Annotated in this window: 20 protein-coding genes; 12 read left to right on the top strand and 8 right to left on the bottom strand. The window is 64.8% G+C overall.

Annotated features, from left to right (window positions below; all coding sequences use genetic code 11):
* The first annotated feature begins 53 nt into the window (after positions 1 to 53).
* From ltnD to RAD04_RS02235, 6 genes are all read left to right on the top strand, one after another.
* Complete coding sequence (gene ltnD, locus RAD04_RS02260; RefSeq protein ID WP_461622457.1) at positions 54 to 971, top strand: L-threonate dehydrogenase; 918 nt, start codon at positions 54 to 56, stop codon at positions 969 to 971.
* Positions 972 to 985: 14 nt separating this feature from the next.
* Positions 986 to 1,768: a 2-oxo-tetronate isomerase gene (otnI, locus tag RAD04_RS02255; RefSeq protein ID WP_091953525.1), complete on the top strand. Its 783-nt coding sequence runs from the start codon at positions 986 to 988 to the stop codon at positions 1,766 to 1,768.
* Positions 1,765 to 3,039: a 3-oxo-tetronate kinase gene (otnK, locus tag RAD04_RS02250; RefSeq protein ID WP_461622456.1), complete on the top strand. Its 1,275-nt coding sequence runs from the start codon at positions 1,765 to 1,767 to the stop codon at positions 3,037 to 3,039. Before otnI ends, otnK begins: the two co-directional genes overlap by 4 nt.
* Positions 3,040 to 3,207: 168 nt before the next feature.
* Positions 3,208 to 4,899, top strand: a complete 1,692-nt coding sequence (locus RAD04_RS02245; RefSeq protein WP_461622455.1) for a methyl-accepting chemotaxis protein — start codon at positions 3,208 to 3,210, stop codon at positions 4,897 to 4,899.
* 274 nt (positions 4,900 to 5,173) lie between these two features.
* Positions 5,174 to 8,353, top strand: coding sequence for an efflux RND transporter permease subunit (locus tag RAD04_RS02240; protein ID WP_461622454.1), 3,180 nt, complete (start codon positions 5,174 to 5,176; stop codon positions 8,351 to 8,353).
* On the top strand, positions 8,340 to 9,536 hold the full coding sequence (locus tag RAD04_RS02235) for an efflux RND transporter periplasmic adaptor subunit (protein ID WP_461622453.1): 1,197 nt from the start codon (positions 8,340 to 8,342) through the stop codon (positions 9,534 to 9,536). Before RAD04_RS02240 ends, RAD04_RS02235 begins: the two co-directional genes overlap by 14 nt.
* Positions 9,537 to 9,687: 151 nt before the next feature.
* On the opposite strand, the gene RAD04_RS02230 is transcribed toward RAD04_RS02235, so the two are convergent.
* Both RAD04_RS02230 and RAD04_RS02225 read right to left on the bottom strand, forming a co-directional pair.
* Positions 9,688 to 11,196 (bottom strand): acetyl-CoA acetyltransferase, encoded by a 1,509-nt coding sequence (locus RAD04_RS02230; RefSeq protein WP_461622452.1) that lies wholly within the window; start codon positions 11,194 to 11,196, stop codon positions 9,688 to 9,690.
* 186 nt (positions 11,197 to 11,382) lie between these two features.
* Positions 11,383 to 12,516, bottom strand: coding sequence for a nitronate monooxygenase (locus RAD04_RS02225; RefSeq protein ID WP_461622451.1), 1,134 nt, complete (start codon positions 12,514 to 12,516; stop codon positions 11,383 to 11,385).
* 386 nt (positions 12,517 to 12,902) lie between these two features.
* Here RAD04_RS02225 and yghU point away from each other — a divergent pair, with 386 nt between their 5' ends.
* Positions 12,903 to 13,781, top strand: a complete 879-nt coding sequence (yghU, locus tag RAD04_RS02220) for a glutathione-dependent disulfide-bond oxidoreductase (RefSeq protein WP_461622450.1) — start codon at positions 12,903 to 12,905, stop codon at positions 13,779 to 13,781.
* A 90-nt stretch (positions 13,782 to 13,871) separates the two neighbouring features.
* Here yghU and RAD04_RS02215 read toward each other — a convergent pair whose 3' ends face one another.
* From RAD04_RS02215 to RAD04_RS02205, 3 genes are all read right to left on the bottom strand, one after another.
* Complete coding sequence (locus RAD04_RS02215; protein ID WP_461622449.1) at positions 13,872 to 15,149, bottom strand: acyl-CoA dehydrogenase family protein; 1,278 nt, start codon at positions 15,147 to 15,149, stop codon at positions 13,872 to 13,874.
* Between the two features lie 312 nt (positions 15,150 to 15,461).
* Positions 15,462 to 15,842: a VOC family protein gene (locus RAD04_RS02210; protein ID WP_461622448.1), complete on the bottom strand. Its 381-nt coding sequence runs from the start codon at positions 15,840 to 15,842 to the stop codon at positions 15,462 to 15,464.
* Positions 15,843 to 15,952: 110 nt separating this feature from the next.
* Positions 15,953 to 16,732, bottom strand: a complete 780-nt coding sequence (locus RAD04_RS02205) for an SDR family NAD(P)-dependent oxidoreductase (protein ID WP_461622447.1) — start codon at positions 16,730 to 16,732, stop codon at positions 15,953 to 15,955.
* 167 nt (positions 16,733 to 16,899) lie between these two features.
* Here RAD04_RS02205 and RAD04_RS02200 point away from each other — a divergent pair, with 167 nt between their 5' ends.
* Genes RAD04_RS02200 through RAD04_RS02190 form a run of 3 tightly spaced genes read left to right on the top strand, consistent with a single transcriptional unit; the run spans position 16,900 to position 19,052 of the window.
* On the top strand, positions 16,900 to 17,688 hold the full coding sequence (locus RAD04_RS02200; RefSeq protein ID WP_104462367.1) for an enoyl-CoA hydratase/isomerase: 789 nt from the start codon (positions 16,900 to 16,902) through the stop codon (positions 17,686 to 17,688).
* Positions 17,685 to 18,671, top strand: a complete 987-nt coding sequence (locus RAD04_RS02195; RefSeq protein ID WP_461622446.1) for a phosphotransferase family protein — start codon at positions 17,685 to 17,687, stop codon at positions 18,669 to 18,671. Before RAD04_RS02200 ends, RAD04_RS02195 begins: the two co-directional genes overlap by 4 nt.
* 3 nt (positions 18,672 to 18,674) lie before the next feature.
* Complete coding sequence (locus RAD04_RS02190) at positions 18,675 to 19,052, top strand: DUF6285 domain-containing protein (RefSeq protein WP_461622445.1); 378 nt, start codon at positions 18,675 to 18,677, stop codon at positions 19,050 to 19,052.
* 212 nt (positions 19,053 to 19,264) lie between these two features.
* Here the strand turns inward: RAD04_RS02190 and RAD04_RS02185 are convergent, their stop codons facing one another.
* A complete protein-coding gene (locus tag RAD04_RS02185) occupies positions 19,265 to 20,044 on the bottom strand; it encodes an enoyl-CoA hydratase-related protein (protein WP_461622444.1) in 780 nt (259 codons plus the stop codon).
* Between the two features lie 213 nt (positions 20,045 to 20,257).
* On the opposite strand from RAD04_RS02185, the gene RAD04_RS02180 reads away from it, so the two are divergent.
* Positions 20,258 to 21,532, top strand: coding sequence for an acyl-CoA dehydrogenase family protein (locus RAD04_RS02180; RefSeq protein WP_461622443.1), 1,275 nt, complete (start codon positions 20,258 to 20,260; stop codon positions 21,530 to 21,532).
* 119 nt (positions 21,533 to 21,651) lie between these two features.
* Here the strand turns inward: RAD04_RS02180 and RAD04_RS02175 are convergent, their stop codons facing one another.
* Together RAD04_RS02175 and RAD04_RS02170 are read right to left on the bottom strand one after the other, a co-directional pair.
* Positions 21,652 to 23,229 (bottom strand): fatty acid--CoA ligase, encoded by a 1,578-nt coding sequence (locus RAD04_RS02175; protein ID WP_461622442.1) that lies wholly within the window; start codon positions 23,227 to 23,229, stop codon positions 21,652 to 21,654.
* A 278-nt stretch (positions 23,230 to 23,507) separates the two neighbouring features.
* Entirely contained in the window at positions 23,508 to 24,380 is an 873-nt protein-coding gene (locus RAD04_RS02170) for an SDR family oxidoreductase (protein WP_461622441.1), read from the bottom strand.
* A gap of 116 nt (positions 24,381 to 24,496) precedes the next feature.
* Between RAD04_RS02170 and RAD04_RS02165 the strand changes: the two genes are divergently transcribed.
* Positions 24,497 to 25,306: a crotonase/enoyl-CoA hydratase family protein gene (locus RAD04_RS02165; protein ID WP_461622440.1), complete on the top strand. Its 810-nt coding sequence runs from the start codon at positions 24,497 to 24,499 to the stop codon at positions 25,304 to 25,306.
* Positions 25,307 to 25,356: the final 50 nt, after the last annotated feature.

The following is a 25,356-nucleotide window of genomic DNA, read 5'->3' as shown; positions in this document are numbered from 1 at the left end:
CCGAGCCGCCGCAAAAGCCGGCCGTCCGGGAAACGTTCGCAAGGGTTAGTTGCATGTCCGCCTCCACGTCACAAAATCAGCGCATCGCGGTCATCGGGCTCGGCTCGATGGGGTTTGGCATGGCGACCTCGCTGAAGCGCGCCGGTCACGCCGTCACCGGCTGCGATGTTTCGGCCGAGGCGGTGGCGCGTTTCGCGAAGGATGGTGGCGCGGGTGCCAAAACGCCGGCCGAGGCGGCCAAGGGCGCGGACATCGTCGTCAGCGTCGTCGTCAATGCCGCGCAGACGGAAGCTGTCCTGTTCGGCAAGGATGGGGCCGCCGAGACCATGCCCGAAGGCAGCGTCTTCGTATCCTCCGCCACGATGGACCCCGACGTGGCGCGACGCCTTGCCAGGCAGCTGGAGGCGACCGGCCGGCATTATCTGGATGCACCGATTTCCGGCGGGGCGCAGCGCGCCGCGCAAGGCGAGCTGACGATCCTCGCCTCCGGCAGTCCCACAGCGTTCGCGAAGGCACGGCCTGCGCTCGATGCCATGGCCGCGAAGCTCTATGAGCTCGGCGATGCCGCCGGCCAGGGCGCCGCCTTCAAGATGATCAACCAGCTGCTCGCCGGCGTGCACATCGCCGCCGCCTCGGAGGCGATGGCATTTGCCGCCAAGCAGGGCCTCGACATCCGCAAGGTCTACGAGGTGATCACGGCCTCGGCCGGCAATTCCTGGATGTTCGAGAACCGCATGCCGCACGTGCTGGACGGCGACTACACACCGCGCAGCGCGGTCGAGATTTTCGTGAAAGATCTCGGCATCATTCAGGACATGGCGCGCAGTGCCCGATTTCCCGTGCCGGTCTCCGCCGCCGCGCTCCAGATGTTCCTGATGACATCAGCCGCCGGCATGGGCCGGGACGACGACGCCTCGGTGGCGCGGATGTATGCGCAGGTCACCGGCGTCAAGCTGCCCGGCGACAAGTAACGAAGAGGACTCCAATGCCCCGTTTTGCCGCCAATCTCTCGATGATGTTCACCGAGGTGCCGTTCCTCGATCGCTTCGATGCCGCCGCATCAGCCGGCTTCACCGCGGTCGAGTTTCTCTTTCCCTATGAGCATCCGGCCGAGGCGGTCGGCGAGCGCCTCAAGCGCAACGGCCTGACCCAGGCGCTGTTCAACCTGCCGCCGGGCGACTGGAACGCCGGCGAGAAGGGCTTTGCGGCGCTCCCCTCGCGCTTCTCCGATCTCAAGGCGGGCCTGGAGACGGCGCTGCCTTACGCCAAGGCGACCGGCGTCAAGCGGCTGCACCTGATGGCCGGCATCGCCAACCGTGGCGAGCGCGTCGCGATCGAGGCATTCTACAAATCGGTGGCATGGGCTGCGGAGTTCTTCGCCCCGCACGGCATCGATATCGTGCTCGAGCCGATCAATGCGCGCAACGTGCCCGGCTACTTCCTCAACGATTTCGGCTTCGCGCGCGACCTGATCCAGGAGCTGAGGCTTCCGAACCTCAAGCTCCAGTTCGACATCTATCACTGCCAGATCATTCATGGCGACGTGACGATGCGGCTGCGCGAGATGATGCCGATCATCGGTCACATCCAGATCGCCAGCATCCCGTCGCGCAACGAGCCTGACGGCGAGGAGCTGAACTATCCGTTCCTGTTTGAAGAGCTCGACCGCCTCGGCTATGCCGGCTTCGTCGGTTGCGAGTACAATCCGCGCGGCAAGACCACGGATGGCCTTGCCTGGTTCAAGCCTTACGCTGGAGTGAAGCCGTGACACTTGCGTTGGGCTGCATCGCCGACGATTACACCGGCGCTTCCGATCTCGCCAACACGCTGACGCGCGCGGGCTTGCGCACCGTGCAGACCATCGGCGTGCCCGCGGACGATCTCGCACTGCCCGAGGTCGACGCCGTCGTGGTGTCGCTGAAGAGCCGCTCGATCGAGGCCGGCCTTGCCGTGTCGCGTTCGCGCGCGGCGGATCAGTGGCTGCGCGGCCGCGGCGCCGGCCACGTGCTGTTCAAGATCTGCTCGACCTTCGATTCCACCAACGCGGGCAATATCGGCCCGGTGATGGACGCGCTGCGCGCCGATAGCGGCGAAGGTGCGGTGCTGGTGACGCCGGCCTTCCCGGAGACCGGCCGCACCGTCTACCAGGGCAACCTTTTCGTCGGCGCGGTGCCATTGAATGAAAGCCCGCTGAAGGACCATCCGCTCAACCCGATGCATGATTCCAACCTGGTGCGCGTGCTGGCGCGCCAGAGCAGGACGCAGATCGGTCTCGTCGACCTCGCCACCGTCACGCGCGGCGCAGATGCCGTGCGGGCGCGGCTGGCTGAGCTGGCGGGCAAGGGCATTGGAGCGGCGATCATCGACGCGGTCTTCGACCGCGACCTCGAGACCATCGGCCTCGTCGCCGCCGAACATCGGCTGTCGGTCGGCGCCTCCGGCATCGGCCTCGGGCTCGCGCGTGCGCTGGTGTCGACGGGCAAAGTCAAATCGGCCAGGGCGAACGGCGAGACCGGCACTGCCGTCGGCGGACCGGCGGCCTGCCTCGCCGGGAGCTGCTCTCAGGCGACGCTTCAGCAGATCGCCAACGCCGAACAGGTCATGCCGGTGCACCATCTCGATCCGGACCGTATCATTACGGGGGGCGGCGAAGCGCAGCGCGCGCTGGATTGGGCCAGACCGCGGCTTGCGGAGGGGCCGGTGCTGATCGCCTCGAGCGCGACGCCCGATCAGGTCGCCGCATTGCAGGCGCGCCACGGTCGCGATGCGGCTGGCCACGCGATCGAGCAGGCCATGGCTGACATTGCAGAAAGCCTCGTAAAATCAGGCGTGCGGCGACTGATCGTCGCCGGCGGCGAGACCTCCGGTGCGGTGGTCGATCGGTTGAAGATTCCCGGATTTCTCGTCGGGGTAGAAATTGCAGCAGGTGTCCCGGTGCTGCATTCGGTGGGCGCCGAAGCCGACATGCTGCTCGCTCTGAAGTCCGGAAATTTCGGCGGCGCTGAATTTTTTTCCGACGCGCTTAGGCTCATGCGCTGAACGCAGAGCATTTTTAGCGGCGTGTTCATCTCTTTGAGGCTCCGTACTCGTACGGAGTCGTAGTTAACATCTGCGCAGGTGCTCTGGTGTTGGATGTTGGTGCTGCTCCCTTTGGTTGATTCGTAAAACTTTCGGACGCGCACCGCGCCAGCACAATGAGACCCGATTATGCTTTCCACCATTTCCATCCGCGCCAAGATCATCAGTGTCGTGGCGTTCCTGCTGGTCGCAATGGCCGGCATGGGTCTCCTGGCCGTCATGAAAATGCGGTCGATGAACGCCAACACCACCGACATCACCACGAGCTGGATGCCCAGTGTGCGGGTGCTTGGCGAGCTTCGGGCGAGCGTGATCACCTATCGCAACGTGGTCCGCCAGCACATGCTTTCCGAAACGCTGGACGAGAAGCTCGCCAACGAGAAGACGGGTGTGACAGTGATCGAGGCGCTCGCCAAGATCCGCAGCCGGTACGAGCCAATGATCACCTCGCCGGAGGAGCGGGCGCTCTACAACCAGTGGGCAAAAATCTGGGACGACTACAAGAAGGGCACCGAGGAGGTGATGGCGCTCTCGCGCAAGGAGGCCGGTAAGGTCCCGCACGAAGCGCAGGAGCTGAACACCAAGACGGTCAACAAGATCGGTCTTGCGTCGGATGAGGTCCTGATGAAGGACATCGAGCTCAACACCAAGGGTGGCGATCAGGCGGCTCAGGATGCTGCGGACAGCTACTCCTATGCTTTCATGCTGGTCTCGATCATTCTCGGCGCCGCCGTCCTCATCGGCATCGGCGTCGGCTTCTATCTCGTCCAGGACGTCTCGAAGGGCATCAACTCGATCATCGAGCCGATGCAGGCGCTGGGCAAGGGCGACCTCTCCGCCGAAGTCCCTCACCGCGGCGAGAAGACGGAGATCGGCGCCATGGCCGACGTGCTTCAGATCTTCAAGGAGGCGCTGATCGCCAAGAAGGCCGCCGACGAGGCTGCGGCCACGGACGCCGAAGCCAAGATCGAGCGCGGCCGCCGCGTCGACAACATCACCCGCGAATTCGAAACCATGATCGGCGAGATCGTCCAGACCGTGTCGTCGGCTTCGACCCAGTTAGAGGCCTCCGCATCGACGCTGACCTCGACCGCCGACCGCTCCCAGAGGCTGGCGACCACCGTTGCCAGCGCTTCGGAGGAAGCCTCGACCAACGTGCAGTCGGTGGCTTCGGCCACCGAGGAGATGGCCTCGTCGGTCGGCGAGATCAGCCGTCAGGTGCAGGAATCGGCGCGGATGGCGGGCGACGCCGTCGGCCAGGCGCGCGCCACTACCGAGCGCGTCAGCGAGCTGTCGAAGGCGGCGTCCCGTATCGGCGACGTCGTCGAGCTGATCAACACCATCGCCGGCCAGACCAACCTGCTGGCGCTGAACGCGACCATCGAAGCCGCACGTGCCGGCGAGGCCGGCCGCGGTTTCGCCGTGGTGGCCTCCGAGGTGAAGGCGCTCGCCGAGCAGACCGCGAAGGCGACCGGCGAGATCGGCCAGCAGATCTCCGGCATCCAGGCAGCGACCAACGACTCGGTCGGCGCCATCAAGGAGATCTCCTCGACCATCGAGCGTCTGTCGGAGATCTCGTCGGCGATTGCAGCGGCGGTGGAAGAGCAGGGCGCGGCGACGCAGGAGATCGCCCGCAACGTGCAGCAGGCCGCGCAAGGCACCCAACAGGTCTCCTCCAACATCACCGACGTGCAACGCGGTGCGACCGAGACCGGCACGGCCTCCTCACAGGTGCTGTCGGCGGCGCAAATGCTGTCGAACGACTCGGGCCGGCTGAAGAATGAGGTCAGCAAGTTCCTGACCAATGTCCGCGCGGCATAAATCCTCGCGCGACCTGTTTATCGAACGACGAGCGGCGCCAAAGGCGCCGCTCGTTTTGTTGACCTGTCTCGAAATCGGCATGTTCCTGAACTCGTCCGCGCCGCATGGGCTCGGCCGCATGGCTGCGATGTCAATTTCGCAGTGCGGTAGCAGGGAAGTGAATGCAGGATAGTGCCTGGTAATTAGCGTTTCCGGTGGTGCTCGGGTAAAGGGGAATGGGGATCGCCGCGGGGGCGGATTCCGTATTCTCATCTGACCCGGATTTGCCTGGCGCATGATTGCTCTGGTCCGTATTGCCCTGAGCCGGCCCTATACGTTCGTCGTGCTGGCACTCTTGCTGCTGATCATCGGACCGCTCGCGGCGCTGCGGACCCCGACCGACATCTTCCCGGACATCCGCATTCCCGTGATCGGCGTGGTCTGGCAGTACACCGGCCTGCCGCCCGACCAGATGTCCGGCCGTATCACCACGCCGTTCCAGCGGGCGCTGACGACGACGGTCAACGACATCGAGCACATCACGGCCAACTCCTATAACGGCTTTGGCATCATCAAGATCTTCTTCCAGCCCAATGTCGATATCCGCACCGCCAACGCGCAGGTCACCGCGATCTCGCAGACGCTGATCAAGCAGATGCCGCCGGGCGCGACGCCGCCATTGATCCTGAACTACTCGGCCTCCACCGTGCCGATCATCCAGGTGGCGCTGTCGGGCGACGGGCTGACCGAGCAGAACCTCGCCGACATCGGCATCAACAATCTGCGCACGCCGCTGGTCACCGTGCCCGGCGCAGCGATCCCCTATCCGTTCGGCGGCAAGCAGCGCCAGGTCCAGATCGACCTCGATCCCACCGCGCTGCAGGCTCGCGGCCTGTCCGGCCAGGACGTCGCCAATGCGCTCGCCGCGCAGAACCTGATCACGCCCGTCGGCACCCAGAAAATCGGTCAGTTCGAGTACAACATCCAGCTCAACAACTCGCCGCTCAGGATCGACGAGCTCGGCAACCTTCCGATCAAGACGGTCAACGGCGCGATGGTCTATGTGCGCGACGTCGCCACCGTGCGCGACGGCAATCCGCCGCAGACCAACATCGTCCATGTCGACGGCAACCGCTCGGTGCTGATGATGGTGCTGAAGGCGGGCGCGACCTCGACGCTCGATATCATCGCCGGCATCAAGCAGAAGGTGATCGACGTCAAGGACCAGCTCCCCGACGCGCTGAAGATTGGCTTCATCGGCGACCAGTCGGTGTTCGTCCGCGGCGCGATTCAGGGCGTCGCGGTCGAAGGCGTGATCGCGGCGCTGCTCACCAGCGTCATGATCCTGCTGTTCCTCGGCAGCTGGCGCTCGACCATCATCATCGCGGTCTCGATCCCGCTGTCGGTGCTGGGCGCCATCATCATGCTGTCGGCGATCGGCGAGACGCTCAACATCATGACGCTCGGCGGCCTTGCGCTCGCGGTCGGCATCCTCGTCGACGACGCCACGGTGACCATCGAGAACATCAACTACCATCTGGAGCAGGGCAAGCCGGTCGAGCAGTCGATCCTCGACGGCGCCAACCAGATCGTGACGCCGGCCTTCGTGTCGCTGCTCTGCATCTGCATCGTGTTCGTGCCGATGTTCTTCCTCTCGGGCGTCGCGCGCTTCCTGTTCGTGCCGATGGCGGAAGCCGTGATGTTCGCGATGATCTGGTCGTTCATCCTGTCGCGCACGCTGGTGCCGACCATGGCGAACTATTTGTTGCAGGCGCATGTCCATCATGAAGGCGGGCCGCCGAAATCGCGCAATCCGCTCGTCTGGTTCCAGCGCGGCTTCGAGGCACGGTTCGAGCGCATCCGCGGCGGCTACCATGGCTTCCTCGGGCTCGCGCTGGCGCACCGTGCGGTGTTCGTGATCGGCTTCCTCTGGGTGGTCGGCGTATCTTTCGCGCTGGTGCCGTTCCTCGGTCGCAATTTCTTTCCCGCGGTCGACGCCGGCAACATCCTGATGCATGTCCGCACCCAGGTCGGCACCCGCGTCGAGGAGACCGCCAACCAGCTCGCCGACGTGCAGAAGGCGGTCCGCAAGCTGATCCCCGGCGAGATCGAGACCATGACCGACAACATCGGCATGCCGATCTCCGGCATCAACATGACCTACAACAACACCGGCGTGATCGGTCCGCAGGACGGCGACATCCAGATCAAGCTGAAGGAGGGCCACAAGCCGACCGAGGAGCATGTGCGCGTGCTGCGCGAGCAGTTGCCGCGGCTATTCCCCGGCGTCAGCTTCGCGTTCCTCCCCGCAGACATCGTCAGCCAGATCCTGAATTTCGGCGCGCCGGCGCCGATCGATCTGCAGATCCGCGGCGCCAATCTCAGTGCCAATTTCGCTTACGCCAACAATCTGCTGGCAAAAGTCCGCAGGATCCCCGGCGTTGCAGATGCGCGCATCCAGCAATCGCCGAATGCTCCGACCTTCAACATCGATGTCGACCGCACCCGCGCGCAATATGTCGGCCTGACCGAGCGCGACGTCACCAACAGTCTCGTGGTCAATCTCGCCGGCTCCTCGCAGGTGGCGCCGACCTACTATCTCAACCCCGAGAACGGCGTGTCCTACTCGATCGTGATGCAGACGCCGCAGTACCAGATCGATTCGCTCAGCGCGTTGCAGACGCTGCCGATCACCGCGGCCGGCAATGCGCAGTCGCCGATCCTCGGCGGCATCGCAGACATCAGGCGCTCGGCCTCGAGCGCGGTTGTCTCGCAATACGACATCCAGTCGATGGTGCAGATCTTTGCGACCACCTCGGGCCGCGATCTCGGCGCGGTCGCCGCCGATATCCGCAAGGTGATCGCCGATACCGCCAAGGAGGTGCCGAAGGGCTCTTCCGTGGTGCTGCTCGGACAGGTGCAGACCATGAACAGCGCCTTCACCGGCCTGTTGTTCGGCCTGCTCGGTGCCGTCGTGCTGATCTATTTCCTGATCGTCGTGAACTTCCAGTCCTGGTCCGATCCGTTCGTGATCATCACGGCGCTGCCGGCGGCGCTTGCCGGCATCGTCTGGATGCTGTTCGCGACCGGGACCACGCTGTCGGTCCCCGCGCTCACCGGCGCCATCATGTGCATGGGCGTTGCCACCGCCAACAGCGTGCTGGTGATCTCCTTCGCGCGCGAGCGTTACGAGGAGCTCGGCGATCCCGTCGCCGCGGCGCTGGAGGCCGGCTTCGTCCGGTTCCGTCCGGTGCTGATGACCGCGCTCGCCATGATCATCGGCATGGCGCCGATGGCGCTGGGGCTGGGCGAGGGCGGCGAGCAGAATGCGCCGCTCGGCCGCGCCGTAATCGGCGGCCTGATCTTTGCAACCTTCGCCACGCTGATGTTTGTTCCCGTGGTGTTCAGCATGGTACACAAGAAGCAAGGCGCCAAAGCCGCCGCCCCATTGGAGACCCCGCATGTCGCCCACTGAACCCCGCTCCCCGGTCTCGCACCGGAAACTGGGCATCTTCGGCGTGGTGGCGCTGATCGCGGCCGGCCTCGTCGTCGGCACCGGCATCCGCGCGCGCGAGGAGCAGGGCTCCAGGCTGAAGGAATGGACCGACGATCAGGCCGTTCCCAGCGTCGCGGTGACGCAGCCCAGCGCCAAGGCGCTCAACGCCACCATCGATCTGCCGGGCCGGCTGGAAGCGTATTATCGCGCCCCGATCTTCGCGCGCGTGTCCGGCTATCTGAAGAGCTGGAGCGCCGACATCGGCGCCCGCGTCAAGGCCGGGCAGGTGATCGCCGAGATCGAGGCGCCGGACCTTGATCAGCAACTCTTGCAGGCGAGAGCCGACCTCGCCAGCCAGCAGGCGAGCGCCAGGCTGTCGGAGGCAACGCTGAACCGGCGCAAGACGCTGGTCGCCTCCAACTTCGTCTCGGCACAGGAGATCGACGAGCGCACCGCCGATCTCTCCAACAAGAACGCCGCCGTCAATTCGGGCAAGGCCAATGTCGAGCGGCTGGAAGCGCTGGCCGGCTACAAGAAGATCACCGCGCCATTCGACGGTGTCGTCACCGCGCGCGACACCGATGTCGGCGCGCTGATCAATGCCGGCGGCGGCTCGGGCCCGGCGATGTTCGTGATCTCCGACATCACCAAGCTGCGCGTCTATGTCAACGTGCCCCAGAACTACGTGCCGGCGATCAAGATCGGCGCCAAGGCGACGATCGCGCTGCCGGAGTATCCGAACCGGACTTTCCAGGCGACGGTGGAGGCGTCCTCGCAGGCCGTCGACGTCGCCTCCGGCACCACGCGCATGCAGCTCGGGCTCGACAATTCCTCAGGCGAGCTGATGCCCGGCGGTTATGCCAGCGTGAAGCTCAACCTCCAGCGCGATTCCGCGCCGCTCAGCATCCCCGCCAGCGCGTTGATCTTCAACAGCAGCGGCCTGCGCGTTGCCACCGTCGGTGCGGACGACAAGGTTCTGTTCAAGCCCGTGACCATCGCCCGCGACCTCGGCCGCGAGATCGAGCTCGCCTCGGGCATAACAGCGGACGACCGCGTCATCACCGCGCCGCCGGACGGGTTGTCGGACGGCGATGCAGTGCGTGTCGTCGGCGCCAAGGCCAAGCCGGCGACGGCATCCGAGAAGCAGGCGCCGAGGAGCTGAAGACAGTCTCGCGCCCCGGACGCAGCGCAGCACGCAGTGATGCGCTGCTGAGCCGGGGCCCATCTCTCCTCGCCGTACTCTTTAGCTTTCTGGGTCCCGGCTCTGCGGAGCGGCACTTCGCGCCGCACCGCGTCCGGGACACGAAAGCGCGTCACGCCAACTTCCACTCCGGCACGCCGTCCCCCGCCATCTTGATCTCGCCGAGCGATCCCACCGGCGTGCGGTCCATGTTGAGCAGATGCGCCAACGTCGCGCTATCACTCGCCGGAATCCGCGCCAGCGTGCGCCTATCATCTTCCGTCCGCAGCATCACCACGCCGTGCTCGACGTCGCCGCCGCGGCCATAGAGCACCGTAAAGCTCTCGACCTTGCCCTTGCCCGACGCCTCCGCGACGAACTCCGGCACCGCGCGCTTGTTACGATCAGCTTCGCCCTGCACGCTCGTCTCCTGCGTCAGCGCCTCGCGCGGCGCCGTCTTCGACACCACCAGGGCGTGATGCTTGGTGATGAAGCCGCCCTGGCCATAGAGCAGGCCAAGCTTTGCACCATCACGCACACGCCGCACCATCGCGCAGGCGGCATGCGTCATGTAGGTGTTGAGCGGCGCGCCGAAGAAGGTGAGGCCGCCGGTCACGGTCGGCTGCACGTCGGCGGACAGGCCAAGCGTTCGCCGCGCCATCTTGGGCACGCAGGGGAAGCAGCTATAGAGCTCGATCGCGTCGAACTTTTTGCCGTCGCCGCCGGCAAGATCCATCACCGCTTTCAGCACCGCGTTCTGCGGATGGCTCTCGTAGAATTGGTCGCGCAACAGATAGTCGCGTGGCTCCTCCGCCGAGGCGCCGCCGAGCGGATAGACCAGCTTGCTCTTCGCGATACCGAGCGCACGCGCCCTGGCGAGGCTCGTGAGCAGCAGCGCGCCACCCATGTTGACGCTGGGGTTGGCGACCATCAGCTTGTTGTAGGGCCACGCGATCAGCCGGTTGTCTGCGGTCGGCGTCGTGATCTCCTCGGGCGCATAGCGCCGCTTGAGCCAGGCATTGGGATTTTGCGTGGCGGCCTCCGAATAGCGCGACCACAGCGTGCCTGATTCCGCCATCGCCTCGCGCGGCGTCTGGCCCCAATGCGCGGAGGAGGCGGCTTCGTAGAACGGATAGACGGTGACGGGGCGGAACACGCCGAGCTTCACCGCCAGCGGCTTCTGGAACGCCGCGCCGCGCTTGGGCTCCTCGACGTCATGGGCGAACGGCGTCCACGGCAATTTGGCGCCAGCGCGCTCCGCCTTGGTTGCAGTCGACTGCGCCTCGGCACCGCAGACCGCGGCCACCGTGCATTCGCCGCGTGCGATGCGCTTGGCGGCTTCGTGGATGTAGCGGATCGGGCTCTCGCCGCCGACCTGGCCGTAATAGCAATGCGACGGCGTAACGCCGAGGCGCTGCGCCAACAGCTTCTCGGGATCGCGATAGCGCCAGCTCAGGAAGTTGACGACGTCGAGCGATTGCAGCTCGCCGAGCAACTTTGCGTCGGCGTCAGCCTCCGCGCGCCGTAGCGCTTGTTCCAAGAGATCGAGCGGCTCGAGGCCCTCGGTGATGTCTTTCGGGCGATCGACGATTTCGCCGATGCCGACGATGACGGGGATGCGGTCTTCGGGGATATTGGTCATTTCTTCTTGCTTTACGTTTCAGATCTCGGGCACGCCGTCGCCCTTCGAGGGCCGCTGAAGAAGCGGCCACCTCAGGATGACGGCTACGGATACAGCGTCATCCTGAGGTGCGAGTGGCACGATGCGCTAGCATCGCGCCGCGAGCCTCGAAGGATGGGCCGCGAGCAACATGCCGGCCAAGAGCAATTACTCCGCCACCAGCGCATTCATGTGCTCGACGGCTTCGGCGAAATCTTCCTTGAACTCCTGCACCACCGCGCCCGCCGACTTCACGCTGTCGACCAGCCCGACGCCCTGGCCGACGAAATAGCTGACGAGATCGCGCGCCTTGGCGTTACCGCCTGCCGCCGCGCGGTCGATTGAGTTGAAGGCATCGCGGCTAATGACGCTTTGCAGCGGCATCGGCAGTGCGCCAGGGCTGTCCGGCGCACGGTCCCAGGCATCGGTCCAGACCGAGCGGAGCTGCCGCGCCGGCTTGCCCGTGCGGCCTTTCGAGCGGACGGCATCACGGGAAGAGGCGGCGATCATCTTCTCGCGAAAGATCTCCGTGGTCTCGGCTTCCACCGTCGCAAGCCACACCGAGCCGGTCCAGGCGCCGGCCGCGCCCATCGCCATGCACGCCGCCATCTGCCGTCCCGTCATGATGCCGCCGGCCGCCAGCACCGGCACGTCGCGGATGGGCTTGATCGCCTTGATCACCTCGGGCACCAGCACCATCGTCGAGACCTCGCCGCAATGGCCGCCGGCTTCGGTGCCCTGCACCACGAGAATGTCGACACCAGCCGCGACCTGGCGCAGCGCGTGCTCCTTGGCGCCGACGAGCGCTGCGACCGGCACACCGTGCTTCTTGCCCATCTCGATCATCGCCTTCGGCGGTACGCCCAGCGCATTTGCGATCAGCCGGATCGGATGATTGAAGGAGACCTCGAGCAATTGCAGCGCCGTCTTTCCGTCGAACGGCTGCGGCTGATTGGCTGCGACCTCCGTGGTCGTCAGCTCGATATCGTACTTCTTCAGGAGCTCGCGCGTATAGGTCCGGTGCTCCTGCGGCACGCGCGCTTCCAGGCTCTTCCAGGTGACGTCCTTCTCGCCCGCGGTCGAGATGTTTTCGGGGATCAGCACGTCGATGCCGTAGGGCTTGCCGTCGACGTGATCGTCGATCCACTTCAGCTCGCGTTCGAGCGTCTCCGGCGTGTGCACGGTGGCGCCGAGCACACCGAAGCCGCCGGCGCGGCTGACGGCAGCGACGACATCGCGGCAATGGCTGAAGGCCAGCAGGGGGAATTCTATGCCCAGCATGTCGCAGATCGGCGATTTCATGGCTCTCTCTCCCGGCGGTCTTCGCGTTCTCGTTGCTTTGGCGCGCGAAGCAAGATGACGCTAGCCGATCGTCACTGGCGATGACAGGCCGGATTCGGCGAGGCATCTTGTGTGTAGACGTCGCGTTATACCCCAAGGCGCGGCGTCCTGGGTGACGCCGTCATTCCGGGACTCGCGTCAGCGAGAATCCGGAATCCATTTTTCAGAGCATTCCAGGCGGCGCGATGGATTCCTGGCTCGCCCTGCGGGCGCCCCGGAATGACGGGGAGGGAGCGTGCCATGACGAAACGGTGAGACGCCCCGCCCGGCAATGCATCTCAGAGGGCTTGCCATCGGCCAATCGGGGTCTAATTAATGCAGGCGCATCTTTCCGCCGGAGCCCTCGCATGACCGACACCCCCGCCTACGTGCCGCCCAAAGTCTGGACCTGGAACAAGGAAAATGGCGGGCAGTTCGCCAGCATCAATCGCCCGATCGCCGGCCCGACCCACGGCAAGGAGCTCCCGGTCGGCAAGCATCCCTTCCAGCTCTATTCGCTGGCGACGCCGAACGGGGTGAAGGTCACGGTGATGCTGGAGGAACTTCTGGCGCTCGGCCACAAGGGGGCCGAATACGACGCCTGGCTGATCAGGATTGGCAACGGCGACCAGTTCGGCAGCGGCTTCGTCGACATCAACCCGAACTCGAAGATTCCCGCGCTGGTGGATCGCTCCGGTCCGGAGCCGATCCGGGTGTTCGAATCCGGCTCGATTCTGCTTTATCTCGCCGAGAAGTTCGGCGCGTTCCTGCCGAAGGACATCAAGAGCCGCACCGAGGCGATGTCCTGGCTGTTCTGGCAGATGGGCAGCGCGCCCTATCTCGGCGGCGGCTTTGGCCATTTCTACGCCTATGCGCCGTTCAAGATCGAATACGCCATCGACCGTTTCGCGATGGAGACCAAGCGTCAGCTCGACGTGCTCGACAGGCGTCTTGCCGACAACGAATATCTCGCGGGCAAGGAGTATACGATCGCCGACATGGCGGTGTGGCCCTGGTACGGCGCGCTCGCCAAGGGGCTGGTCTATGGCGCCGGCGAATTCCTCTCGGTGCAGGACTACAAGAACGTGCAGCGCTGGACCGACCAGATCGCGCAGCGCCCCGCCGTGAAGCGCGGCCGCATGGTCAACCGCGTCTCCGGCGATCCCGCCAGCCAGCTCCACGAGCGGCATGACGCAAGTGATTTCGAGACGAAGACGCAGGACAAGGTCGAGGCGGTCGCGACGTAGGTCTCGTAGGGCGGATTAGCCGAAGGCGTAATCCGCCATCTCGCAAGAAAGACGGCGGATTACGCTTCGCTTCCGCCCTACGATCCTCGCTTACGCCATGCTCAGCTCGTGGCGACCAACCACCATCCAGTGCACCTCGTCCGGACCGTCGGCAAAGCGCAGATGGCGGACGTCCTGGTACATCTCGGCGAGCGGGGTCCAGTGCGAGATGCCGGTGGCGCCGTGCATCTGGATCGCCTGGTCGATGATCTTGCAGGCCCGCTCCGGCACCATGGCCTTGACCATTGAGACCCAGACGCGGGCCTCCTTGTTGCCGAGCACGTCCATCGCCTTGGCCGCCTTCAGCACCATCAACCGCATCGCCTCGATCTCGCAGCGCGCCTGCGCGATGATCTGCATGTTGCCGCCGAGATGGGCGATCTTCTTGCCAAAGGCTTCGCGGGTGAGGCCACGCTGCACCATGAGGTCGAGCGCCTTCTCGGCCTTGCCGATGGTGCGCATGCAGTGATGGATACGGCCGGGACCAAGGCGGAGCTGCGAGATCTCGAAGCCGCGGCCTTCGCCGAGCAGCATGTTCTCCTTGGGGACGCGGACATTGTTGAAGCGCATGTGCATGTGGCCGCGCGGGGCATGGTCCTGCCCGAACACGTACATGGGACCGAGCACCTCGACGCCGGGCGTATCGCGCGGCACCAGGATCTGCGACTGCTGCTTGCTCGGCGCCGCGTCCGGATTGGTCTTCACCATCACGATCAGGATCTTGCAGCGGGGATCGCCGACGCCGGAGATGTAATATTTCTCGCCGTTGATCACCCATTCGTCGCCGACGAGCTTGGCCGTCGTCGAGATGTTCTTGGCGTCGGAGGAAGCGACGTTCGGCTCTGTCATGACGTAGGCCGAGCGGATCTCGCCGTTGAGCAGCGGCTTCAACCACTTCTCCTTCTGCTCCTTGGTGCCGACGCGCTCCAGCACCTCCATGTTGCCGGTATCAGGCGCCGAGCAGTTCATGCTCTCGGACGCCAGCGGGCTCTTGCCGAGCTCGGAGGCGATATAGGCGTAGTCGAGATTCTTCAGGCCCTGGCCGGTCTCGTCATCCGGCAGGAAGAAGTTCCAGAGGCCTTCCTGCTTGGCCTTGTTCTTGGCCTTTTCCAGCACTTCGAGCTGCTTCGGCGTGAAGCTCCAGCGATCCTCCTTGCCTTCGCCGGCCTTGGCGAATTCGATCGACATCGGCTCGACGGTCTCGCGAATGAACTTCTTGACGTGATCGTAGAGCGGCCGGACCTGGTCCGACATGCGGAGGTCGTTGAGCTCGTCGCCGGGATTGAGGGTGTAGTTGGTGGTGCGGGGAATATAGGTGTGTTTTGTCATTGTTCCTCCCGGGGATGCTGAGATCGTTCTGGGCGCAAGAATAGTCGCCGCGCGGCCAAAGTGCGAGCGCGCATTTTTCACGCGCAGCCATGCCACGCGATGGAATTTCGCGAGGGCGTTTGAAATGTTGTTTGAATGGGGTGGAGTGAGGCGCTCCCTAGCCGGTGTCGTCCCGGACAAGCGAAGCGCAGATCCGGGACCCATAACCACAGGGAGTGGCTTGGCGATGACTCGGAGTTGAGAGCTTCGTGCCCTAATTTCTCCCTGTGGTTATGGGTCCCCGCTTTCGCGGGGACGACACTGAGTGTGTGGTCAGTTCGGCATCCGATGCATCGCGCAGATCTTGTTGCCGTCGAGGTCGCGCAAATAGGCGAGATACAGTTTGCCGCCCGGGCCCTGGCGGATGCCGGGCGGATCCTCGATCGATTTTGCGCCTGCCGCGAGGCCGGCTGCGTGCCATTTGTCGACCTGCTCCGGCGAATTGCAGGCAAAGCCGATGGTGCTGCCATTCGCGCACGTGGCCGGCTCGCCGTTGATCGGCTTCGACACCGAGAACACGCCGGTCTTGGTGATGTAGAAGATGCGGTGGCCGTCGACCCTGGCCGGCCGCACTTCGAGCGTGCTCAGCAAATCGTCGTAGAACGACTTGGCCTTGTCGAGATCATTGGTGCCGATCATGATGTGTGAGAACATTTGCCCATTCCCTCAGAGTTTGTAGCCCGGATGGAGCGTAGCGAAATCCGGGTCTTGTTAACTTCTGACAGTCCCCGGATTGCGCTGCGCTCCATCCGGGCTACGAAAAATCAAAACGCCGTATAGCCGCCGTCGATCACGAACGTATCCGCCGTGTGATACGACGATGCCTTGCTCATCAGATACACGGCGATGCCGCCGAAATCGGATGCCTCGCCGAAGCGGCGCACCGGAATGCGGGGCATGACGTTGGCGACGAATTTTTCGTTGGCCATGAGACCTGACGTCATGTCGCTCTTGATCCAGCCGGGCAGGATCGCGTTCGCGGTGACGCCGTGGCGGGCGAGCTCGACGCCGAGCGCGCGGACCAGCGCGTTGATCGCGGCCTTGGTCGCGGCATAATGCTCGTTGCGCGCGGTGCCGAAGATCGAGGCGAGGCTCGAGGTCGCGACCAGCCGGCCGAAGGGATCGCCGGCATTGGCGCGGTCGGTCATGTGTCTCGCCGCGGCCTGGAAGGCGTGGAACACGCCGTCGAGATTGGTCGCAAACATCGTGCGCCATTCTTCCTCGGTGCGCTCGATGAAGGAGCGCCGGCCGCCGCCGCCGATGCCGGCATTGGCGAAACAGCCGTCGACCCGGCCGAAAACGTCGAGCGTCGCCTTCATCGCGGCGTTGACCGAAGCTGGATCGGTGACGTCGCAGACGCGGGCATCGACCTTGCCTGATAGCCCCGCCATGCTCGCGGCAGCGGCCTTGTTCTTGTCGGCATTGCGGCCCCAGATCGAGACGTTGCAGCCCTGGCTGGCGAGCGCCTGCGCGATGCCGAGGCCGATGCCGCCATTGCCGCCGGTGATCACGGCGACGCGGCCGGAGAGGTCGAAAAGGTTCATGGCGCGTTTCCTGTTTTTGGGTATGCGGCGCATCAGCCGCTGCGCGCAAGATTGCTTGCTATGCTCTGATCACCATGGACAAGACCGCGCTAAAAATCAAATATGCGCCCCGGCAAAACGAATTCCGGTCTGCGAAACTGACGCAGGCCGCAACTCACGAGGAAACCATGCAGTTCAAACACGTCACGCTCGATTTCGATGGCTCGGTCGCGATCCTCAGGCTCGACCATCAGGAGGTGATGAACGCGGTCTCCGTGGACATGCTGGGCGGCCTCGCCGAAGCACTCGATACGATCGAGGAGAAGAAGGACGAGGTGCGCTGCGTGGTGCTGACCGGCGCGGGGCGGGCGTTCTGCACGGGTGCGAATCTCCAGGGCCGCAACAACCAGTCGAAGAAGACCAAGGCCGGCCTGACGCTGGAGACCGGCTTTCACCCCTTCCTGCGCCGCATTCGCAATCTGCATTGCCCGATCGTCACGGCGGTCAACGGTCCGGCGGCGGGCGCCGGCATGAGCTTCGCGCTGCTCGGCGACATGATTTTGTGCGCGCGGTCCTCCTACTTCCTGCAGGCCTTCCGCCGCATCGGCCTCGTGCCGGATTGCGGCTCGACCTGGCTGTTGCCGCGCCTCGTCGGCCGGGCGCGCTCGATCGAATTGTCGCTGATGGGCGAGCGGCTGCCGGCCGAGAAGGCGCTGGAATGGGGCCTCGTCAACCGCGTCTATGATGACGGCGTGCTGATGGAGGAGGCGATGAAGCTTGCGCGCGATCTCGCCAGCGGCCCGACGGTGGCGCTGTCGCTGATCCGCAAGCTCTATTGGGACAGCCCGGAAAATTCCTTCGAGGATCAGCTCAACCTCGAATTCCAGTGCCAGCTCCGCGCCGGCGACACCCAGGATTTCCGCGAGGGCGTCGGCGCCTTCCTGGAGAAGCGGCCCGCGCAGTTCAAAGGCAAATGATCGAGGCCGAGCTTTCACGCAGCGTCCGGCGCTGGTGCAAGGGCGCGAGCGGCGCGACCTCTGCGGCCAAATTGTCGGGCGGCGCCAGTCAGGAAACCTGGCGCTTCGACATCAGGCATCCCGATGGTGTGATCGGCGCGATCCTGCGCCGCTCGCCGAAGGGTTATGGCGCGGCGCCGACGCGCGCGGCCGGGCTTGCCGCAGAAGCGCAGCTGATGCAGCTCGCTTATGAGGCCGGCGTGCCGTCGCCGCGCGTGATGCATGTGCTCGTGCCGGAGGATGATCTCGGCACCGGCTTCATCATGCAGCGGGTCGAGGGCGAAACTATCGCGCGCAAGATTCTTCGCGATGACGAATATGCGGCGGCGCGGCCGCATCTGGCGCGGCAGATCGGCGGCATTCTCGCTGGCTTGCATCGACTGCCAAAGGACAAGCTTCCCGAGCTTCGCAGCAGGTCGGCGACCCAGGAGATTTCCGAGTTCGAGCGCGATTATCGCAGCCTGAACTGGCCCAAGCCCGTATTCGAGCTGGCGCTGCGCTGGCTGCGCGACCACGATCCCGGCCCGTCAACCGAAACCACGCTGGTGCACGGCGATTTCCGCAACGGCAATCTCATCATCGGCCGCGATGGCGTACGCGCGGTGCTCGACTGGGAGCTCGCCCATCTCGGCGATCCCATGGAGGATCTCGGCTGGGTCTGCGTCAACTCCTGGCGTTTCGGCGAGATCGACAAGCCGGTCGGCGGTTTTGGCACACGCGAGGAGCTGTTTGCGGGCTACGAGGCTGCCGGCCGGCGGGTCGATCCGGTGCGTGTGAAATTCTGGGAAGTCATGGGCACGCTGCGCTGGGGCATCATGTGCGGCGGCATGATGCAGCGGTTTCGCGAGGGCCCTGACCATTCCATGGAACGCGCGATGATCGGCCGCCGTGCGAGCGAAACCGAGATCGATCTGTTGCGGCTCTTGGCGCCGCGCGGGAGCTGAACCATGCAGGACGAGCCGACACCGATCGAGCTGACCAAGTCAGTCGCCGATTTCTTGCGCAACGACATCACGCCGTTGATCTCCGGTCACCAGGCCTTCAAGCTGCGCGTCGCCATCAACATCCTCGACCTCGTCACGCGCCAGCTGACGCGGGAGGAGGGAAGTGATGCTGCGGAAGTGGCGCGCCTGCGCGCGCTGCTCGGCGAGGACGGCTCGGTGACCGAACTCAACCACGCGCTCGCCGAGCGCATTGCCAAGGGCGAGGTCGATTTGGCAACGCCGGGCCTCGCGGAGCACCTGTGGGCGACCACGATGGACAAGCTCGCGGTCGATCAGCCGAACTACGCCTCGTACAAGCGCGAGCTAGGGCGGGGCGGGTAGGCGCCGCCGCACATTTCGATCGTCGTCCCGGCGAAGGCCGGGACCCATACCGCGTGATCTATCGATCGTGCGTTGTGCTAATCCCGAACGACCAGTCTTCGTCCCATTCCTCCCTGTGGTTATGGGTCCCGGCTTTCGCCGGGACGACCAAGTAGAGAGTTATGAGCTTCGACACGCTGCTGCTCTGCACGCCGGGCCGCTTTACCGAGTTCCTACTTCCCCACCCATTTCGGCGGCCGCTTCTCCGAGAACGCCTTCGGGCCCTCGATGTAATCCTGCGAGGCCACCATCGCCTTCACCGCGGGGTACTCCCGCTGCTCCTCGATCGCCTGCTCCAGCGAGACGCCGAGCCCCTTCTGGATCGCCTGCTTGGAGGCGCGGATCGACATCGGCGAGTTCTTGGTGATCATGTCCGCCCAACGCAGCGCGCCCGACAGCGCTTCGCCCTGCGGCACCACCTCGTTGACGAAGCCGAGCTCATGGCCTTCCTTGGCGCTGACATGGCGTGCGGTGAGGATCATGCCCATGGCGCGCTTCAGCCCGATCTGCCGCGGTAGCCTGTGCAGGCCGCCGGCGAGCGCGGCGAGGCCCACGCGCGGCTCGGGCAGGGCGAAGGTCGCGTTCTCCGAGGCAATGATGAGGTCGCACGCCAGTGCGATCTCGAAGCCGCCGCCCATGGCGACGCCGTTCACCGCCGCGATGATCGGCTTGTCGCAGTCGAAGCGCGCGGTGAGGCCGGCAAAGCCGCCCTTGTCCCAACCGCGCTTGCCGCCGGCCGCCTGCCACTTCAGATCGTTGCCGGCGCAGAACGCCTTGTCGCCGGCGCCGGTGACGATCGCGACCCACTGCTCGGCATCCGCAGAGAAATCGTCGAACACCTTCTGCAGTTCGAAATGCGCATCGGTGTGCAGCGCGTTGTAGACCTCGGGACGCGACAGCGTGACGATCGTGATCGGCCCCTTGCGTTCCACCTTTGAGAATTTCAGCTCCATCGCGCACTCCCGCATTTTCTTCCGAAGGAATATTGGCGTCATACTACCGCGCGTCGGCGCTGGAGCACCATCGAATTGCGCTGGTGCGCCTTGCGCGCGCCACACGCCTCGCTTTGCTTGACTTGCGCGCGCTCTTCTCAGCTTAATCGCACGAAGCAGAAACGCGCCTAGCGCCTTAACGCAAAACGACAAAATCAATCCGGGAGAGAACCTGTGGATTTCTCATTGCCTGCCGATCTCGTCGCCTATCTCGGAGAGCTCGATCGTTTCATCGCACGCGAAATCAAGCCGCTGGAAGACGCCGACGACAACATCCGCTTCTTCGATCATCGCCGCGAATGGGCGCGCACCGATTTCGAGAATGGCGGCCTGCCGCGGCATGAATGGGAAGCGCTGCTGCGCAAGGCCAAGGATCTCGCCGACGCCGCCGGCCACCTGCGCTTTCCGGTGCCGAAGCAGTATGGCGGCAAGGATGGCTCCAACCTCTGGATGGCCGTGATCCGCGAGCACTTTGCCGCAAAAGGCCTCGGCCTGCACAACGATCTCCAGAACGAGCATTCCATCGTCGGAAATTTTCCTGTCGTCACCATGCTCGATCGCTACGGCCGCGACGACCAGAAGGCGATGATCGACGGTTCGATCAGGGGCAAGTACCGCATCACCTTCGGCCTGACCGAGCCGCATCACGGCTCGGATGCGACCCATATGGAGACGCGCGCGGTGCCGGCCACCCGCGACAACGTCAAGGGCTGGATCATCAACGGCGAGAAGATGTGGACCACAGGCATGCACGTCGCCACCCACTGCGCGCTGTTTGCGCGCACTGGCGGCAATGACGGCGATGCCCGCGGCATCACCTGCTTCCTGGTTCCGGCCAAGAGCCACGGCGTCAAGGTCGAGGAGTACATGTGGACCTTCAACATGCCGACGGATCATCCGCGCGTCAGCTTCACCGACGTGTTCGTGCCGGAGGACGCGCTGTTCGGCGAGGTCGGTCGCGGCCTGTCGCTGGCGCAGTGTTTTGTCCACCAGAACCGCATCCGTCAGGCTGCGAGCTCGCTGGGCGCGGCGGTCTATTGCATCAACGAGAGTGTGAAGTACGCGCGCGAGCGAAAACCGTTCGGCCGCGCGCTCGCGGAGAACCAGGCGATCCAGTTCCCGCTGGTCGAGCTTGCGACGCAGGCCGAGATGCTGCGCCTTCTGATCCGCAAGACCGCCTGGGAGATGGACCAGCTCACCGAGGAGCAGATCGAGCGCACGCTCTCCGACCGCGTCTCGATGTGCAACTACTGGGCAAACCGCCTCGCTTGCGAATCCGCCGACCGCGCCATGCAGGTCCATGGCGGCATGGGCTACTCACGCCACAAGCCGTTCGAGCACATCTACCGCCATCACCGCAGGTATCGTATCACCGAGGGCAGCGAGGAGATTCAGATGCGGAAGGTGGCGGGGTTCCTGTTCGGGTATATGGGCCCGGGGAAGCACTAACGGCCTGCACCGCTACCGTAGGGTGGGCAAAGCGAAGCGTGCCCACGATCCTTTCTAATACGGAGTGAGATGGTGGGCACGGCGCTTCGCGCCTTTGCCCACCCTACGGCACCGCGGGATCAATTCACCCGTCGATCCTTCCCCGCCCAATACGGCTCCCGCAATTGCCGCCGCAAGATCTTGCCGCTCGGATTCCGCGGCAGCGCCGGCAGGAACTCCACGCTCTTCGGCGTCTTGTAGCCGGCGATGCGCGTCCGGGTGAAGTTGATGATGTCGGGGGCGCTTGCCTCTTTGCCGGGCTTCATCACCACCACGGCCTTCACCGCCTCGCCCCATTTGTCGTCGGGCACGCCGATCACCGCGGCTTCGGCGACGTCAGGATGATCGCACAGGGCGCTCTCGACCTCGGCGGGGTAGATGTTCTCGCCGCCAGAGATGATCATGTCCTTGATGCGGTCGTGGATGTAGAGATAGCCGTCCTCGTCCATGTAGCCGGCATCGCCGGTGCGCAGCCAACCATCGGAACGAAGCGTCGCGGCGGTCGCCTCCGGCAGGTTCCAGTAGCCGGCCATGTTGGAGCCCGAGCGCGTCGCGATCTCGCCGACCTCTCGTGGCGGCAACGGCTTGCCGTCCACATCCAGGATCGCCAGCTCGATACCCGGCAGCGCCTTGCCGGCCGAGCGCATCCGCTCCAGCCCCTCGACGTGATCCTCCGGCGGCAGCGCAACGATGGTGCCCGTGGTTTCGGTCATCCCATACAGCTGCACGAAGCCGCATTTGAAAACCTCGATGCACTCCTTCAGCAGCGCGGCCGGTATCGGTGAGGCGCCATAGAGCATGTATTTCAATCGTGAAAAGTCCACCGTCCTGGCGTGCGGCTGCCGCACCACGAACTGCATCGCCGCCGGCACCATGAACAGCTTTGTGATGCCCGACTGCTCGAAGAAATCCAGAACCTTGGTCGGATCGAATTCGCGCGCGATCACGCCGCGGGCGCCGTGATAGAGGCCCATCACGCCCCAGCCGGAGCCGCCGATGTGGAAGACCGGCATCGCCACCAGCGAGACGTCGTCGGTCGACCACCGGTTCCACTCCGGCTTGTCCTCGGCATTGCCTGATTGCACGAGGTTGAGGAAGTTGGCGTGGCTCAGCATCGCGCCCTTCGGCTTGCCCGTGGTGCCGGACGTGTAGAGCTGGATCGCGATGTCTTTCGTGTCGATCGGCACCCCGGGATCGTCGCCGCTCTGCGCATCCCGCCACGCCGAAAAATCCTGCCATTCCGGCGCGCCGCCTTCCGTGGTGATAACCGTGCGCACGCCCGGCAGCTGATCCCTGATCTGGCGGACCTGCGTGATGAACTCCGGCCCGACGAACAGCACCGCGGCCTTGCAATCTTCGACGATGAAGGCGACCTCGGGCCCCGCGAGCCGCCAGTTCACCGGCGCCGTCACCACGCCGGCCTTCATCGCGCCCATCAGCAGCTCGAAATAGAGATCGCTGTTCTTGCCGAGATAGGCGATGCGGTCTCCCTTCTTCACGCCCATCGCAATCAGCGCGTTGCCGACCTTGTTGGTCCTCGCGTCGAATTCGGCAAAGCTGGTGAGGCGGCCCTCGAACTCGTAGGCGATGGCGTTGCCGCGGCTTCTGGCGCGTTCGCGCACCATGTCGGCGAGAGTTGCCAATGGCTGTGTGGACATGTTTCTCCCGTGGCGTCTTGTTCTTATGCCCAAGAGTGTGGCGTCATCCGCGGGGGAAGACAAGGTGGGAGCCCCGCTGTCGTCCCGGACAAGCGCGCCTCAAGCGCGCGTAGATCCGGGACCCATAACCACAGGGAGAAGTTTTACGATAACTCGGAGTTACCGTCTCGCCCCACACTTCTCCCTGTGGTTATGGGTCCCCGCGTTCGCGGGGACGACAGGTGAGCGTGGGGCGAAAGCGTCAGCCCCTTACACGTCCTCGCCCTGGCAAGGCGCCATCACCCCCGCTTCGCCCGATCCTTCTCGTTCTGCGCCATGATGCTCTCGCGCGCGGTTTTCCAGTCGTCGTCGCTCCAGTCGCGGAGCTGGTAGAAATTGCCGCCCATCGCCAGCGCCTGCGCGCCGTCCATGGCGATAGTCTCGCCGTTGATCCAGTCGCAGCCGCCGGAGATCAGGAACACGGCGACGTTCTGCAGTTCCTCCATGGTGCCGACGCGGCCCATCGGATTCATCGCCTTGGTGCGCGCGCCGGCCTCGTCACCGGGCTTGATGCGCTTGCTCATGCCCTCGGTCGGGATTTCGCCGGGCGCGATGGTGTTGAGGCGGATGCCGTAGCGGCCCCATTCGGCCGCGAGCGACATCGTCATGGCGTGGATCGCCGACTTGCTCATCGCCGACGGCACGACGTAGGGCGAGCCGTTGCGCACCCAGGTCGTGGTGATCGAGACCACGTTGCCGGGCTGCCTGGCCGCGATCCAGCGCTTGCCGATCGCCTGCGTCACGTAGAACGTGCCGTGCATGACGATGTTGGCGACGGCGTCGAAACCGCGCGGCGACAGCTCCTCGCTGCGCGAGATGAAATTGCCGGCGGCGTTGTTGATGAGGTCGGTCAGCGGCGCGTCGCGGAAGATGGTCTCCACCATCTCCTCGACCGCGAGCGCGTTGCGGATGTCGACGCCGTGACTGGTGACGCGGCCGCCATACTCGGCCATCAGCTCGGTCGCGGTCTCGTCGCAGACGATCTTGCGCCGGCCGCAGATATGCACCTCGGCGCCGAGCTGGAGGAAGCGCGCCGCCATCGACTTGCCGAGCCCAGTACCGCCGCCGGTCACGAGAATGCGCCGTCCGGCCAGAAGATTTTCCTTGAACATGGCTGTTTCTCCCGTACGGATTGTCAGTTAATTGGTCGATTGACTAAATCCGGCCGCCGGCTTCCTGTAAAGCGGCACTGAACAAGAACAGGCAAGAACTAGGGGAGAATTCATCCATGGAAGAGCGCGTCTCGATCTCGATCTCGGAAGGCGTCGCCGACGTGCGCCTGGTGCGCGCGGACAAGATGAACGCGCTGGATCAGGCGATGTTCGAGGCCCTTGTCGCCGCAACCGACCGGCTTTCGAAGGACAAGAGCGTGCGCGTCGTCGTGCTGTCAGGCGAAGGCCGCGCCTTCTGCGCCGGTCTCGACATGGGGCGTTTTGCCGCCATGAAGGAGAAGGGCGGCAATGGAATTCCGGGTGGCGAAAATCGCGATCTCACCAAGCGGACCCACGGCCAGGCGAACTTTCCGCAACAGGCGGTGTGGGGCTGGCGCCAGCTTCCGGTTCCCGTGATTGCGGCCGTGCACGGTGTCGCCTTCGGCGGCGGCTTCCAGCTCTCGCTCGGCGCCGACATGCGCTTCCTCTCGGCGGATGCGCGGATGTCGATCATGGAGATCAAATGGGGCCTCGTGCCTGACATGGCGGGCACGCCGATCCTTGCGAGCCTCGTGCGCGACGACATTTTGCGCGATCTCACCTATACCGGCCGCATCTTCTCCGCGCAGGAGGCGATGAGTTACGGCCTCGCCACGCGCATTTGCGACGACCCGCGCGCCGCGGCGCTCGAAGTCGCGCGCGAGATCGCCGGCAAGAGCCCCGATGCGATCCGCGCGGCCAAGCGGCTGCTCAACAATCTCTCGGTCGATCCGGGTCCGGCACTGCTGGCGGAGTCGGTCGAGCAGCAGAAGCTGATCGGCAGCGCGAACCAGACCGAGGCCGTGCGCTCCAACCTGGAGAAGCGCGCGGCGAAGTATGCGGATTGATTGCCTGTCGTTCCGGGGCGATGCGTAGCATCGAACCCGGAACCTCGAGA

The organism is Bradyrhizobium sp. 25ACV, from assembly GCF_054863005.1.
Note: the sequence above shows the minus strand (reverse complement) of the source record. Positions and strands in the feature narration are given on the sequence as shown.